This window comes from Nocardia terrae (genome assembly GCF_009760405.1).
Classification (GTDB): domain Bacteria; phylum Actinomycetota; class Actinomycetes; order Mycobacteriales; family Mycobacteriaceae; genus Nocardia; species Nocardia terrae.
In genome coordinates this window covers 252,945-266,860 of sequence record NZ_WRPP01000006.1, presented here as the reverse complement: position 1 = coordinate 266,860, position 13,916 = coordinate 252,945, and the positions used below count along the sequence as shown (strand labels likewise).

The window sequence follows — 13,916 nt, the reverse complement described above, 5'->3', positions numbered from 1 at the left end:
CCATGATGTCGTCGCGACCCGATCGGGGCGTCAGCGAGCAACCCTACCGTCACCCTCCGACAATCTGTCGGTGGCGACCGGCAAGATCGACGTATGAGCGAGGAGGAACGGCGGTGGGCCGATCCGCATGCGACCGACGCGGTGCGGAAGTTCCTGCGCCGTCACCGGGCGGCCGTGACGACGGTGCTGGAGGCCGCGCGACTGGACGGCCTGAACGAACTCGCCGCGGCGGCAACGGAATACACGGCCCACCCGGAGGGCCCGTGCACCCCGGACGGGGCCGCGGTCGCCTTCGCCATCGCGCAGCACGCGGCCGTCGCCTATCGGACCGGGGCGCAGCGGGAACGGGAGTTCCTCGACCGATTCATCGACAGCTGGATGATCGAACACGGCCACGCGTTCACCACGGCCGTGGCCGAGGCCCGAAGTCGGCTCCGGGTGGAGGAGCCCGACCCGCGAGCGGGCCGGATGACTCCGTGGCTACGCGAAGCCGCCGACGACGAGGATCCTTCGCCGGAGGCCGAGGCGCTGACCCGCCGCGTTCAGGTCCGGCTCACCGCGTCCGCCGACACCGAAGCACCCCGCGCCGATCCGAAATCCGTGACCACCGACCAGATTCGGCGCTTCGAGGCGGCCATGGTGGACGGTCGGCGCTGGCGCGCACAGGCGCATCGCCGATTGATCGTCGAGGACGCCGCGTTGGGCCAGTTGGCGCGGCGGCTGGTGTGGGCGCGATTCGACAGCAACGGCGCGGTGACCGGAACTTTCCGGATCGACGCCGAGCACTCGTTGCGCGACGCCGGGGAGGCGACCGTCGAGCTGCCCGGCGATGCGCTGGTGGGCATCGCCCATCCGATCCACCTCGGCGAGTCGATCACGGCGTGGCGGGACTCGTTCGGCCACAACCGATTGCGCCAGCCCTTCGAGCAGCTGACCAGGCCGACATATGCGCTCACCGCCGAGGAATCGGAGTCCGCGCGTCTGTCCCGCTTCACCGATCGGCAGGTGCGGACCGATCGATTGTTCGCTTTGCAGGAGCTGGGCTGGGAGGTCACCCGGGAGGCGCTGTATCGCCGGTTCGGCCCGACTCGCGAGGTCGCCGTCCTGCTGGACCCCGGTCTGGAGGGCGGCTACCGCTATGAGCCCGAGCTGCAACGGATTCTGTCGGTGGAGCTCCGCGGCGGCACCTTCGGGGTCTTCGACCCCGTCACCGCCTCGGAGCTGATCCTTCAGCTGGAGCGCCCCGCGGCGTGACGCCCCGCGCGGCGGCCGAAGAACGATCCGGCCCCGAGCTGGGTGCCGCTCGAATAGCCCTTGCCGTCCTGCGCCAGGGTCGACGCGGTGGCTCCCGCCGCGTACAGCCCTGGAACCGCTGAACCGTTGTCCCGCAGTACTTCTCCGTCCACGGAGGTTCGCAGCCCGCCGAGGGTGAACCCCGCGTACAGCGCCTTGCCCAGCGTCAGGTCGAACGCCGCCCACGGCCCCCGATCCTGCGGCTCGAGCCATTCGCTCGCCTTGCGGAAATCGGGATCCTCTCCCCGCGCGGCGTTCTCGTTGTATCGCGAGAGTGTGGATTGCAGTGTCTCGTAAGGAATTCCGAGCGCGGTCGCCATCTCCTCGACGGTCTCCCACCCGTCGATGAACGGCGCGAGCGGGAACATCGGCCGCTCCATGTGCTCGGAATCCACGATCAGATACGCCACCGCCCCCGGCTGCTCGAGGACGAACGCGGAAGTCCGCGCGTGGTACGAGTCCTCGGCGACGAACCGTTCGCCATTGCGGTTCACCACGATTCCGGTGAGCAGCTTCGACGGCGGATACACCGGCGCGGTCACGAACGCCTGATCCATCATGCGGGTCGCCCCGCCCGCCGAGACTCCCAGCCGCAGCCCGAGCCCGTCGTCGAACGGTGTGCCGAGCACGAACGGCTTCTCGCTCAGCCACGGCACGTGCTCGCTCACCATGTCGGAGTTCATGACGAACCCGCCCGCGGCCAGCACCACCGACTTCGCCCGGACGGCACCGGTTTTCCCGAGGTTCTTCCAGGCAACCCCGACCACGGCACCCGCGGAGTCGGTAACCAGATTGGTCACCCCTGTCTCGTACCGCACCTCGACCCCCAGTGCCGCCGCCCGCTTCACCAGCAATTCGATGATCATGGCCGCGCCCTGCGTATCCCCCGGCACCGGCACCTTGTGCCCGCGCGGCGCGGGCGTCGCCTGTTCCCGATAGGGCCATACCTTTTCGTTCCCGGTGTACATCAGCCCCTGCGTGCCCGGCTGAATCACCGCCTTCTCCGGGTAGTAACTCCGCTCGAACTCGAACCCCAGCCCCTCCAGCCAGTCGAAATGCTCGACACTGCCGTCACAGTAGGCCCGGATCTTCTCCGGTTCCGGATCCCGGGCCACCGACAGCAAGTACTTGTACATCTCGTCGGCCGAATCCTCGTGTCCGGTGGCCTTCTGCACGGCCGTCCCGCCACCGAGATAGAAATGCCCGCCCGCCAGCGCGGTGGTCCCCCCGGCCACTCCCGCGCGTTCCAGCACCAGCACGCGGGCCCCGCGGGCCGCCGCCTCGACCGCGGCGCACCCGCCCGCGATCCCGAACCCGGCCACGACCACGTCGACCTCGTCGGACCAGTCCGTGACAGATTCCGCCGCAACGGTTTCTGGTATCGCTGTGCTCACTGTGCATCCTTCTTGATCTGTTCGAAGAAGCGCCGCATGTTCGGCCCGATCTCGGCAAGCTCGACGTACGGCACGCCCGCGGCCGCCCCGTCGAGGTAGGCGAACCGCATCTGCCCACCCATATCGCCGCGCTGCACCACGCTGATCCCCTGCGCCGCAGCGTCTTCCACCGCGCGGTCGAAGTCCTCGGGTTCCAGGCAGATGTGATGCAGTCCGGGACCGCTGCGTTCGAGGAACTCGGTGTAGATGGAACGCCCCGCGACCGGCTGTATGAGCTCGAGCTGCGTATCCCCGCTGTAGGACAGGGAGATATGCGCCGTGAAGTCCGCCGGCTCGCCCCGATAGCTGGTGTTCTCGGGTCCGAACCGGATGTCCGGCATCCGCGTCCAGGCACGTATACCCAGCATCGTCCCCAGAAATTTCTCACCGGCCGCGATGTCGGCCACGACCCAGGCGATCTGCGTCACCGGCCCGCGGGCCACGCTCGAGCTGTCCACTCCGGCAGTTAATCACAATCGCTTAAATAGGCAAGGTCTAGTCTTCGTCCTGTTCGTCCGGATCCGGATCGCTGGGCGAGCTCCACCCCTTGTTGTTCACCCCGTAGAACGTCGACACCAGCAGAAACAGCACCAGAGCGATGATCGGCGAGAGGAACCCGATCCCGATTGTCATCGCATAGACGAGCAGCCCCGGCCAGGCCCGCCACCGCTCCCGGCGTGCGTAGTCCGGGCCCAGCCCCGCTTTCAACATCTCGGGCCGCCGCTCCAGCTGCCACCACATCGGAGCCCACGGCAAGGTCATGATCACCCCGACGATCCCGTAGAGCGCCACCGCCACCACCGCGTCCCGATGCGACCCGTGTGCGAGCGCGTCGGCAACCACGATGGTCGGAAAAGGAACCAGCGAAACCCCCAGCAGCAGCATCAGATTCCACCACCGCAGCACGTGGTCGATGCGCCGCAGCCGCCCGAAGAAGGTGTGGTGGTTCATCCACACGACACCGATCGTCATGAACGAGGCCAGGTAGGCGAGATAGGCGGGCCAGATATGCCCCAACGAACGCAGCAGGTGCCCGGGCTCATGCTCGGGCACCTGGATATTCAAAATCAACAGGGTGATGGCTATCGCCATCACCCCGTCGCTGAACGCTTCGACCCGCGCGGTCCCGGTCAGCGTGCTTTTCGGAACCGAACTCTCACTCATGCACCGAAGCGTATCCCGCTTCCATGGCAGGCTCGGATCGCTTGACCCGCTTGACCATTCGGATCGTGATCGCCATCATCGCCGCGGTGACGCTGATCATCAGCACGCTGGACAGCCAGGCCATGGTGTGAATGGGCAGCCGGTAGACGAGCACCACCCGCAGCACCGATTCGCTGATCAGCGCCACACCCCACATGGCCGCGATCCGATTGTGGAACTTCCGAACCATCGGGAAGTTGGCGAACTTGTACTCCATCTCCGCCAGCTTCTGCGGATTCCCCGAGAACGCCTTGCGCGCCGCCATGTAGGTGAGCGGCTTGCCGATCAGCGCGCTACCCCCGAAGGCCACGCCGATGACGGCGGTGATGAGCGAGTCCCGCGCCATCATCATGCGAGCGTCCCCGCTGATCAGCGAGCTGACGATCCCGAAGGCGAACCCCGCCAGAATCAGCGCGGACATGAAATCGACCCGCCGAGCCCGGACCACCTCCACGATCACCATGGCCCCCGAGACGAGCCCACCGGCGAACAAGGCGACGAAGTCGGAGTACCCGGCGGCATGCAATGCGTAGTAGGCGACCAGCGGCACCGCGATATCGCGGACGGTCGGAGCCAGCATGCGCAGCAGATTCGGACGAGTCTCCGCCGCCTGCGGCGCGTTCACAACGGTGGTGTGTTCGGCCATTTTCGGAACTCCTGTAATCGGTTGATCGCTACAGGAATGACGCTACGGACGCGGGCCCCGCCCCGAATCTGCCAACCATCACGACCCCGCCATGACAGTTGTCATGCCGGTTCGGCACCGGACACCCCGACGGGAACCGCCACCGCCGCAGCCGATTCCAACCGGACCCCCTTGGTCTCCGGGGCACCCCACACACAGATGAGGAACCCCACCGCCGTCAGGCCCGCCGCGAACAGAAATGTCGGCCCCATCCCCAGATGATGCAGCGACCACGGCAGCAGATAGGTCCCCAACGCCGCCCCCACCCGGCTGATGGAGGTCGCGAACCCGACCGCCGTAGCGCGAATATGGGTGGGGAACAGCTCATTCGGATACGTCCAGTCCAACACGTTGGGCCCACCGCAGAAGAACGCGTAGAGACACAACATGGCGAACGCCAGCAACGCGGGCATGGCCGGCCAGATCCCGATGAACAGCACCGGAATGATCATCAGCCCGAAGCACCAGACGATCGTCGGCCGCCGCCCCACCGTGTCGATCAACCGCATGGCAGGCAGACACCCGACCAGGAACACCAGGCTGATCAACGCCGTCCCGAGCGTGTCCATCCAGGTCCCCGCGGGCATGCCGAACGCCGCCAGAATCTGCGGCCCGAAGGTCAACATGGCGAACAGGACGGCCACCTGGCAGAGAAAGAACCCGCAGCAGAAGATGGTCCGCTTCCGATAGGCGGGACCGAACAACTCCCGCAGCGATCCATGCTTGGCCGGTTCCTCTCCGACCTCCACCAATGAAGCCGGATCCACCCGCACCTGCAAGTACTTCTCGATCATCGAGGCCGCCTTGTCGGCCTTACCGTGCTGAGCCAGCCACCGAGGCGACTCGGGAGCCGTGCTCTGCCGGATCACCAGGAAGAAGGCGCACAACACCGCGCCACTCGCGAGTTGCCAACGCCAGCTTCCGTTCCCGAAGAACGTCAGCATCAGATACCCGACCACGTACGCGAGCACCGACCCCGCATACCAGGCCACGATCTGAAACCCGAGCAACTTCCCCCGCTGCTTCAACGGCAACCACTCCCCCAGCAACGAGGTAGCGATCGGATAGTCCGCCGACACCGCCATCCCGAGGACGAACCGCAGAATCACGATGAGCCAAATGGATTCGGCCCAGAACGACGCGATCGAACAAACCCCCATGACCACAAGGTCGGCCGTATACATGACCTCCCGCCCGATCTTGTCCGTCAACACCCCGAACAGGGCCCCACCCACGAACATCCCCACCAGAGCCGCAGCCCCGATCAACTGCGTATCCCCGGTGCTCAAGTCCAACTCGGCGGTCATCCCGATGAGCGCCGTCCCCACAATGCTCAAGATGTACCCGTCGAGCAACGGCCCACCCGAACAAGCCACCGCCAACCGCTTATGAAACGAGGTAAAAGGCGCATCATCGATAACCGACCCCACGCAGCCTCCTCGCAACCCGGAAAACCCGACGAAGCAAACAAACAGCAATCCACGCCAACTTACACCCGCTCGCCGCGAGACAGGGCTAAGCGTGAATCTGTCGCCACATGGGCTCGGATTGCAAAGACTCTTTGCAAACCATCTTTGCAACGGTACCGTTGGGGCATGGCCGACGAGCCCCGGACCGAATTCATGACCGACATCGCAGCATTGCGACTGATGGCGCATCCACTGCGGCGGCGGATCGAGGAGCAGCTCCGGGGTGGGCCGGTCAATGCGACCAGCTTGGCCAAAGAGCTCGGGGAAAGCACCGGCCTGACAAGTTATCACCTGCGGCAGATGGCGAAACATGGCTTCGTGGAGGAGGTTTCCGAGCTCTCCACAGGCAAGGAGCGCTGGTGGCGGGCGGTACCCAGGGATCGGCGATGGCCGCGGTACAGCGAGCAGGACGACGAGATGCGTGCGGCCAGTGCGGAAATCACGCGGCAGCATGTCGCCGAAGTCGTGGACCTCTACGAGTCGTTCGAGCGACATGCCCACGAATTGGGCTCCCGCGCCGATGTTTTCACCTACTCCCGGGCCACGATCAGGGTCGATCGAGCGCGGTTCGAGGAGTTCTTCGAGGCGTACATCGACCTCGTCCAGCGCTTCGAAGCGGTCGACGAGGAAGGCGACGACGACCAGAAGTCCGTGCTGCTGCGCATGTTCAGCTTCCCGGAGATCGATCCGGCCCGATAACGGAGACAACCGAAGATGCAGTCCCAACCGACGGCCGGAGCCGGGCGGGTTCTCCTCCCCTGCGCACTGCTGGCCATGCTGATCGCTGTCCTGATCCCGCCCACCGCAGCCACCGCCACACCGGACACCACCGGACAGGAGGTCACCTTCACCGGAGGCGGCGGCCTCACCTTGCACGGCACCGTAATCTCCCCGGCCACACCGCATTCCGACTCCCCCGGCATCGTCCTGGTCGGCGGATCCGGCCCCGGCCCACGACAGGAGTACCGCCGCGAAGCGGAAGCCTTCGCGGCCATGGGCATGACGGTGCTCACCTACGACAAACGGACGGACGGATACTCGAAGACCCACCGCGACCTGGGCCTGCTGGCAGACGACGCCCTCGGCGCGGTCGAACTCCTGCGCACCCTGCCCGGCGTCCGACCCGATCGAGTCGGCCTGTGGGGATTCAGCGAAGGCGGATGGGTGACTCCGCTGGCGGCGTCACGCTCGGCCGACGTCGCGTTCCTGATCACCCTCGGAGCACCGGGTTACACGCCCTTGCGCACCCAGACCTGGTACCTCGCGAATCGGCTACGACACCAAGGGGTCGATGCCGCACTCGCCACCACGATCTCCGGCCCAGCCGCCCGTCTCATCGATGGGAGCGGATTCTTCCCCGCCGCCGACTTCGACCCCCTCCCCGCCCTGCACACGCTGCGGATCCCCGTTCTCGCGATCTGGGGCCGACACGACGTGCAGTCACCCCCCGCGGAGAGCTCCGCGGTGCTGCGGGACGCCCTGACGGCGGACCCCAGCGTCACCATTCGTTTCGTGGACGGTTCCCACAACGGCCGCACCACCACCGACGGCTTCGACCGCACCGGCGCGTCCTACGAACCGCCGATCCCCCGCGGCGATTTCGCCCCCGGCTACCTCGACACCATGAGCACCTGGCTGCAACAGGTCTCCAACGGCACCCCACCCGCGTCCTCGGCCGCCGAACCGCCCGCGCAGGACGGCGACAGCCACGATCCCGGTCACAGCTGGTGGAGCGCGCCGGGAACCCAGGCCATCGCCCTCGGACTGCTCGTCGTCGTGTTCATCGGCTATCTGGCAATCTCGTTCGCGAACAAGGGGATTCGCACAGCCCGGTCGGCCCGTCGTGGACCACGATGGCTCGCCGCGACCGGCCTGCTCGCCACACTAGCGACGGTTCTGTATGTCTTCTCGATCTTCGCGACCAGCGCCCAGGCGCTCGGCCCGATCGTGTTCGAACGTCCCCTCCCCTGGCTGGGCCTGCAACTACTGGCCCTGGTGACCACCGCCCTGTTGCTGGTCACCACGCTCACCACAGTCCGCCCCCGAACCCCGCTGACGGGAACCCACCGGGCCGCTCTTACCGTCCTGACCTGCACCGGCTTCGTATGGTTGGGATGGACCCTGAGCTGGGGTCTGCTCTTCCGATGAATTTCCGTATGCCGCCCCGTCTGCATTCCCGGGGACCGAGATGCCTATTCGAGGAGTGACCATGTCCTACACCACCCGGCCGGGCGATCCGATCTGGACCGACCTCTTCACCACCGACACCGATGCCGCCATCGCCTTCTACGGCGAATTGTTCGGCTGGACAGCCGATATCGCGCCGGAGCACGGCAACTACATCACCTTCCGCAAGGACGGCAAGGCCGTGGCCGGCGGAATGGCCAATGACGGCAGCGGCGGCCCCAACCAGTGGACCATCTACCTGGCCGGTGACGCCGAGAAGACCGCGCAGGCGGTGACCGCGCACGGCGGCATGATCGCCGTTCCCCCGATGGCCGTCGGCGACCTCGGAAAGTTCGCCGTGTTCGGCGACAACGGCGGTGTGGGCATCGGCGTCTGGGAGTCCGGCACCATGACCGGCTTCGAGCAGCGCGGCACCGTCGGCGACGGCCACTGGGCGGACCACGTCGGCGCGCCCTCCTGGTTCGAACTCCACACCCGCAACTACGACGAAGCCCTGAAGTTCTACCGCGAGGTCTTCGGCTGGCAGGATCCGTTCACGATCGCCGACACCCCCGAATTCCGCTACACCACAATCCATTCCACCACCCCCATGCTCGGCGGCGTGATGGACTCGACCAACTTCCTGCCGCCCGGCATCCCCGGCTACTGGACCGTCTACTTCGGTGTCGAGGATGTCGACGCCAGCGTGCGCAAGGTGGCGGAGCTGGGCGGCAGCGTCGTGGTGGCCCCTGACGACACCCCCTATGGCCGGCTGGCCGCCGTCACGGACCCCACCGGCGTGCGATTCAGCCTGGGCGGCAACAAGTCCTAGACAACGAGTTCGAGCCGGAACGGGACGAACGGCCCGGTCTCCACAGCGACCGGGCCGTTCGAATACTCCCGCAGGCGACGTATCGGCACCCCAGCTGCGCCTGCCACGCCTCCCTCGGGAATTCCTACCCGCGCACGCCGGTGGCCAGGGTCTGCTGCCGCCCCAATCCGGCGACCTCCACGACCACGACATCCCCGTCGCGCAGATACGGTTTCGGTTCCGGCCGGCTGACGGCGACACCCGCCGGGGTGCCGGTCAGCACCAGGTCGCCGGGTTCCAGCGTCATCAGCGAGCTCAGGTACACCAGCAGTTCGCCGACCCCGGAAACCATGTCCCCGGTCGAACCCGCCTGCCGCCGTTCACCGTTCACCCACAGCTGCAGGCTCAGTTCCTGCGGCGCGGCGATCTCGTCCGGCGTCACCAGCCACGGCCCGATCGGGGTGAAGGTGTCGTAGGACTTGCCCTTCACCCAGGTCGGTTCTCCCGCAATGCCATTGCGTTCGGTGACGTCATTGGCGGTGACATATCCGCCGACCGCCCCCAGCGCGGTGGCGGCATCCGGGCAGTCGCGCAACCGCTGCCCGATCACCACGCCCAGTTCCACCTCGTGATCGGTGGCCTGGCTGCCGCGCGGCAGTTCGATGGCGTCATAGGGTCCGCTGACCGTGGTGCCCGGCTTGAGGAACACCACCGGCCGCTCGGGAATCGCCGCGCCGATGGCGGCGGCGTGGTCGGTGTAGTTGAGCCCGACACCGATCACCTTGCCGGGGCGGGCGATCGGAGCGCCGATGCGGGCGGAGGCATCCACCTCGGGCAGCTTGCCCGAGGCCAGCGCCGCCTGCACGACGCTCAGCGCGGCCGGGTCGCCCAGGAGCGCGCCGTCGATCTCGGCGGCGACCGACGACAGATCGCGCAGCACGCCCTGCCCGTCGATGGCCGCGGGCTTTTCGGCGCCCTTGGCGCCTACTCGCAACAGCTTCACGAAACGCCTCCCGCTTGTTCGGCCACCGCGGCGGTCACACCCGGCAGATAGTCCTCGGCGATACGAAAACCGAGCTGCTGCAACAGCATCGCGCCCGCGTTGAAGCATCGCTGCTCGTCCGGCTCGATCTCCACCAGCGAGTACGCGGCGGCGAATCCGGTGTCGCGCAACCGATCCTCCGGCAGCGTGTTCCGTCCGCAGACGGCGACGACGGGCACGCCCGCAGCGCGTGCCGCCGCCGCCACACCGGCCGGGGCCTTGCCGTGCAGGGTCTGCTCGTCGAGCTTGCCCTCACCGGTGATGACCAGGTCCGCTCCGGCCAGCTCCGACTCGAAACCGACCAGCTCCAGCATCAATTCGATGCCCGGGCGCAGCGTGGCGCCCAGGACCGCGAGTGCGGCGAATCCGACGCCCCCCGCGGCGCCGGCGCCCGCCGTCTCACGCCGATCCGACCCGAGTTCCGCGGCCAGTCGCTGCGCCCACTGCCCGAGCGCGGCGTCCAGCTCGGCCACCTGGGCCGGATCGGCGCCCTTCTGCGGCCCGTAGACCGCAGCGGCTCCGGTGGGACCGGTGAGCGGATTGTCGACGTCGCAGGCCACGATGACCTCGACGCCGTCCATCAGCTCCCGCAGCGCGGTCAGGTCGATGGAGTGCACCCGGGTGAGAGCCGCTCCGCCGTCGCCGATGGACCGGCCATCGGCGTCCAGCAGGCGAGCGCCGAGCGCCTCCAACATGCCTGCGCCACCGTCGGTTCCGGCGCTGCCGCCGATGCCGAGCACGATGCGGCGGCACCCCGCCGCGACCGCGGCCGCGATCACCTCGCCGGTACCCCGGCTGGTGGCGGTCATCGGTCGCAGCAGGCCGTCCGGCAGCCGTACCAGGCCCGACACGTCCGCCATCTCGACGACCGCGAGGTCGTCGCGGCGGGCATAGGCGGTCAGCACCGGTTCCCCGGTCGGACCCGACGCGGTCAGCGGGACCGCGTCGAAACCGGCGGCGAGAGCGGCGGCGACCGTGCCGTCACCGCCGTCGGCGACGGGCACGACCGACACCGAGGCGTCGGGGCGTGCCCGCCGGATTCCGGCTCGCACAGCAGCTCCGACCTGGACGGCGGTCAGCGAGCCCTTGAATTTGTCGGAGGCGATCAGTACACGAGCCATGGGAATCCTCTAGTCCAGCGGAACGGTTGCGGTCGGGGCGTCGGCGAACGCGGAGGCCAGCTCCTCGAACTCCGTGATCGCGTCGATCCCGGCCGCACCCATGGACACGTTGGTGACGCGCTCGAGGATGCACTCGACCACGACCGGCACCTTGTACTCGGCCATCAGCGACTTGGCCTTCTCGAAGGCCGGGCCGATGTCCTCCGGGTTGAAGACGCGAATCGCCTTGCAGCCCAGTCCTTCCGCGACCTTCACGTGGTCCACGCCGTAGCCGTTGACCTCGGGCGAGTTGATGTTCTCGAAGTCCAGCTGGACGTAGTAGTCCATCTCGAACGCCCGCTGCGCCTGACGGATCAGGCCCAGGTACGAGTTGTTCACCAGCACATGGATGTACGGAATGTTGAACTGCGCGCCGACGGCCAATTCCTCGATCAGGAACTGGAAGTCGTAGTCACCGGACAGGGCCACGACCGGCTCGTCCTTGACCGCGGTCGCCACACCCAGCGCGGCCGGCAGGGTCCAGCCCAGCGGACCGGCCTGACCGGCGTTGATCCAATGCCGCGGCTTGTACACGTGCAGCATCTGCGACGCCTGGATCTGCGACAGACCGATGGTGGTCACGTAGCGGGTGTCCGGGCCGAACGCCTTGTTCATCTCCTCGTACACGCGCGCCGGCTTCAGCGGCACGTTGTCGAAGTGCGTCTTGCGCTGACCGGTGGCGCGCTTGGCGCGCACCTGCTTGACCCACTCGCTGTGGTCGGTCAGCGAGCCGACCTTGTCCAGCGACTCGGCGACGGCGATGAACTGCTCCAGCGCGGCACCGGCATCGGAGACGACGCCGTAGTCGGGCGCGAAGACGCGGCCGATCTGGGTCGGCTCGATGTCGACGTGCACGAAGGTGCGGTCCTTGGTGTAGACGTCGAGCGCGCCGGTGTGGCGGTTGGCCCACCGGTTGCCGATGCCCAGCACGAAGTCCGACTCCAGCAGCGACTCGTTGCCGTAGATGTGGGAGGTCTGCAGACCGACCATGCCCGCGTTCAGCTCGTGATCGTCGGGCAGCGTGCCCCAGCCCATCAGGGTCGGGACGACCGGAACACCGGTCAGCTCGGCGAACTTCACCAGCAGCTCGGAGGCGTCGGCGTTGATGATGCCGCCACCGGCGATGATCAGCGGGCGCTTGGCCTCGTTCAGCATCTGCAGCACCTTGGCGGCCTGCGCCGGGGTCGCGGCCGGGCGGGTGACCGGCAGCGGCTCGTAGGTGTCGATGTCGAACTCGATCTCGGCCAGCTGCACGTCGATCGGCAGGTCGATCAGGACCGGGCCCGGACGGCCTTCGCGCATGAGCCAGAACGCCTTCTGGAAGGCGCCCGGCACCTGGGCGGGCTCGAGCACGGTGGTCGCCCACTTGGCCAGCGGCTTCGCGATGGACGCGATGTCGACGGCCTGGAAGTCCTCCTTGTGGAGCTTCGCGACCGGGGCCTGGCCCGTGATGCACAGGATCGGAGTGGAATCCGCGGAGGCGGAGTACAGACCGGTCACCATGTCAGTGCCCGCGGGACCTGAGGTGCCGATGCAGACACCGATGTTGCCGGCCTTGGCGCGGGTGAAGCCCTCGGCCATGTGCGAAGCGGCCTCGACGTGGCGGGCCAGCACGTGCTTGATGCCACCGTGCTTCTTCATCGCGGAGTAGAACGGGTTGATCGCGGCGCCGGGCAGGCCGAAAGCCTGTGTGGCCCCTTCCTTTTCCAGGATCAGGACTGCCGCGTCGACAGTACGCATGCGTGCCATATTGGTCAGTTCTCCTTGTCCAGCTTGCCGCTCAGGCGCTCGACGCCGCGCAGCAGTGCAGAGTGGTCCAGGTGGCCGTCGCCGTTGGCGCGGGCCGAGGCGACCAGCTGCGCGATCAGCGAACCGGCCGGGGTCACCAGGCCGGCCTCACGGGCGGCGGTGGTGAAGATGCCCATGTCCTTGTGGTGCAGGTCGATCCGGAAGCCCGGGGCGAACTCGCGGTTGGCCATCTTGTCGCGCTTCTGGTTCAGCACGGCCGAACCGGCGAGGCCGCCGCCGAGCACGTCCAGGGCCGGGCCCAGGTCGACGCCGTAGGCCTCGAGGAAGACCACGGCCTCGGCCAGCGCCTGGATGTTGGTGGCCACGATGAGCTGGTTGGCCGACTTCACGGTCTGGCCCGCGCCGTTGGTGCCGACGTGCACGACGGTCTTGCCGACGGTGTCCAGGAACGGCTTGGCGGAGGCGAAGTCCTCGGCCGAACCGCCGACCATGATCGACAGGGTGGCGTTGACCGCACCCGGCTCGCCGCCGGAGACCGGGGCGTCGATCAGGCGGAAGCCACGCTCGGCGGCCTGCTTGGCCAGCTCCTGGGTGACATCCGGGCGGATGGAGGAGAAGTCGATGATCAGCGCGCCGGGCTCGGCGGTCTCGAAAACGCCCTTCTCGCCGGCGAGTACGGCCTGCACGTGCGGGGAGTCCGGAACCATGACCGCGACCACGTCCGCGCCGCGCACGGCGTCGGCGATCGAGGTGACGGCGCGGCCGCCGGCGTCGACCAGCTTCTGCGCGTTGGACGGGTTCAGGTCGAAGCCCTTGACGGTGTGGCCGGCGTTCTGCAGGTGGACGGCCATCGGGCTGCCCATGATGCCGAGGCCGATGAAAGCGATATTGCTCATGATCAGTTC

Annotated in this window: 13 protein-coding genes; 4 read left to right on the top strand and 9 right to left on the bottom strand. The window is 67.6% G+C overall.

From position 1 onward, the window contains the following. Positions 1-93 precede the first annotated feature (93 nt). Positions 94-1,254, top strand: coding sequence for a DUF4132 domain-containing protein (locus tag GPX89_RS29090; protein WP_157390883.1), 1,161 nt, complete (start codon positions 94-96; stop codon positions 1,252-1,254). Here the strand turns inward: GPX89_RS29090 and GPX89_RS29085 are convergent. From GPX89_RS29085 to GPX89_RS29065, 5 genes are all read right to left on the bottom strand, one after another. After that, positions 1,230-2,687: an FAD-binding protein gene (locus GPX89_RS29085; protein WP_198347642.1), complete on the bottom strand. Its 1,458-nt coding sequence runs from the start codon at positions 2,685-2,687 to the stop codon at positions 1,230-1,232. The genes GPX89_RS29090 and GPX89_RS29085 overlap by 25 nt on opposite strands. Further along, positions 2,684-3,184, bottom strand: coding sequence for a VOC family protein (locus tag GPX89_RS29080; protein ID WP_157390882.1), 501 nt, complete (start codon positions 3,182-3,184; stop codon positions 2,684-2,686). Before GPX89_RS29080 ends, GPX89_RS29085 begins: the two co-directional genes overlap by 4 nt. A 37-nt stretch (positions 3,185-3,221) precedes the next feature. Beyond that, positions 3,222-3,890, bottom strand: a complete 669-nt coding sequence (locus GPX89_RS29075; protein WP_157390881.1) for a TMEM175 family protein — start codon at positions 3,888-3,890, stop codon at positions 3,222-3,224. After that, entirely contained in the window at positions 3,883-4,575 is a 693-nt protein-coding gene (locus tag GPX89_RS29070; protein WP_157390880.1) for a VC0807 family protein, read from the bottom strand. Before GPX89_RS29070 ends, GPX89_RS29075 begins: the two co-directional genes overlap by 8 nt. Positions 4,576-4,676: 101 nt before the next feature. Next, entirely contained in the window at positions 4,677-6,272 is a 1,596-nt protein-coding gene (locus tag GPX89_RS29065) for an MFS transporter (protein ID WP_157390879.1), read from the bottom strand. On the opposite strand from GPX89_RS29065, the gene GPX89_RS29060 reads away from it, so the two are divergent. The 3 genes from GPX89_RS29060 to GPX89_RS29050 all read left to right on the top strand — a co-directional run bounded on the left by GPX89_RS29060 (position 6,210) and on the right by GPX89_RS29050 (position 9,081). Beyond that, positions 6,210-6,782 carry an ArsR/SmtB family transcription factor gene (locus GPX89_RS29060; protein WP_157390878.1) on the top strand — a complete coding sequence of 191 codons (573 nt, stop codon included), beginning with the start codon at positions 6,210-6,212 and terminating at the stop codon, positions 6,780-6,782. The genes GPX89_RS29065 and GPX89_RS29060 overlap by 63 nt on opposite strands. Positions 6,783-6,797: 15 nt before the next feature. Next, on the top strand, positions 6,798-8,231 hold the full coding sequence (locus tag GPX89_RS29055) for an alpha/beta hydrolase family protein (RefSeq protein ID WP_157390877.1): 1,434 nt from the start codon (positions 6,798-6,800) through the stop codon (positions 8,229-8,231). A 61-nt stretch (positions 8,232-8,292) separates the two neighbouring features. Then, positions 8,293-9,081 (top strand): VOC family protein, encoded by a 789-nt coding sequence (locus GPX89_RS29050; RefSeq protein WP_157390876.1) that lies wholly within the window; start codon positions 8,293-8,295, stop codon positions 9,079-9,081. A 124-nt stretch (positions 9,082-9,205) separates the two neighbouring features. Here the strand turns inward: GPX89_RS29050 and GPX89_RS29045 are convergent, their stop codons facing one another. From GPX89_RS29045 to GPX89_RS29030, 4 genes are read right to left on the bottom strand one after another with little or no spacing between them, the layout of a single operon-like run. Next, positions 9,206-10,063: a fumarylacetoacetate hydrolase family protein gene (locus tag GPX89_RS29045; protein WP_328602429.1), complete on the bottom strand. Its 858-nt coding sequence runs from the start codon at positions 10,061-10,063 to the stop codon at positions 9,206-9,208. After that, entirely contained in the window at positions 10,060-11,223 is a 1,164-nt protein-coding gene (locus tag GPX89_RS29040) for a glycerate kinase (protein WP_157390874.1), read from the bottom strand. Before GPX89_RS29040 ends, GPX89_RS29045 begins: the two co-directional genes overlap by 4 nt. Positions 11,224-11,232: 9 nt before the next feature. Next, positions 11,233-13,011, bottom strand: a complete 1,779-nt coding sequence (gcl, locus tag GPX89_RS29035; protein WP_157390873.1) for a glyoxylate carboligase — start codon at positions 13,009-13,011, stop codon at positions 11,233-11,235. Between the two features lie 5 nt (positions 13,012-13,016). After that, complete coding sequence (locus tag GPX89_RS29030) at positions 13,017-13,907, bottom strand: 2-hydroxy-3-oxopropionate reductase (protein ID WP_157390872.1); 891 nt, start codon at positions 13,905-13,907, stop codon at positions 13,017-13,019. Positions 13,908-13,916: the final 9 nt, after the last annotated feature.

Bases quoted from the DNA above. Each gene is read 5' to 3' on its own strand.
- GPX89_RS29090 (WP_157390883.1), top strand. From the start codon at position 94: ATGAGCGAGGAGGAACGGCGGTGGGCCGATCCGCATGCGACCGACGCG.
- GPX89_RS29075 (WP_157390881.1), bottom strand. From the start codon at position 3,890: ATGAGTGAGAGTTCGGTTCCGAAAAGCACGCTGACCGGGACCGCGCGG.
- GPX89_RS29070 (WP_157390880.1), bottom strand. From the start codon at position 4,575: ATGGCCGAACACACCACCGTTGTGAACGCGCCGCAGGCGGCGGAGACT.
- GPX89_RS29060 (WP_157390878.1), top strand. From the start codon at position 6,210: ATGGCCGACGAGCCCCGGACCGAATTCATGACCGACATCGCAGCATTG.
- GPX89_RS29065 (WP_157390879.1), bottom strand. From the start codon at position 6,272: ATGCGCCATCAGTCGCAATGCTGCGATGTCGGTCATGAATTCGGTCCG.
- GPX89_RS29055 (WP_157390877.1), top strand. From the start codon at position 6,798: ATGCAGTCCCAACCGACGGCCGGAGCCGGGCGGGTTCTCCTCCCCTGC.
- GPX89_RS29050 (WP_157390876.1), top strand. From the start codon at position 8,293: ATGTCCTACACCACCCGGCCGGGCGATCCGATCTGGACCGACCTCTTC.
- GPX89_RS29040 (WP_157390874.1), bottom strand. From the start codon at position 11,223: ATGGCTCGTGTACTGATCGCCTCCGACAAATTCAAGGGCTCGCTGACC.
- gcl (WP_157390873.1), bottom strand. From the start codon at position 13,011: ATGGCACGCATGCGTACTGTCGACGCGGCAGTCCTGATCCTGGAAAAG.
- GPX89_RS29030 (WP_157390872.1), bottom strand. From the start codon at position 13,907: ATGAGCAATATCGCTTTCATCGGCCTCGGCATCATGGGCAGCCCGATG.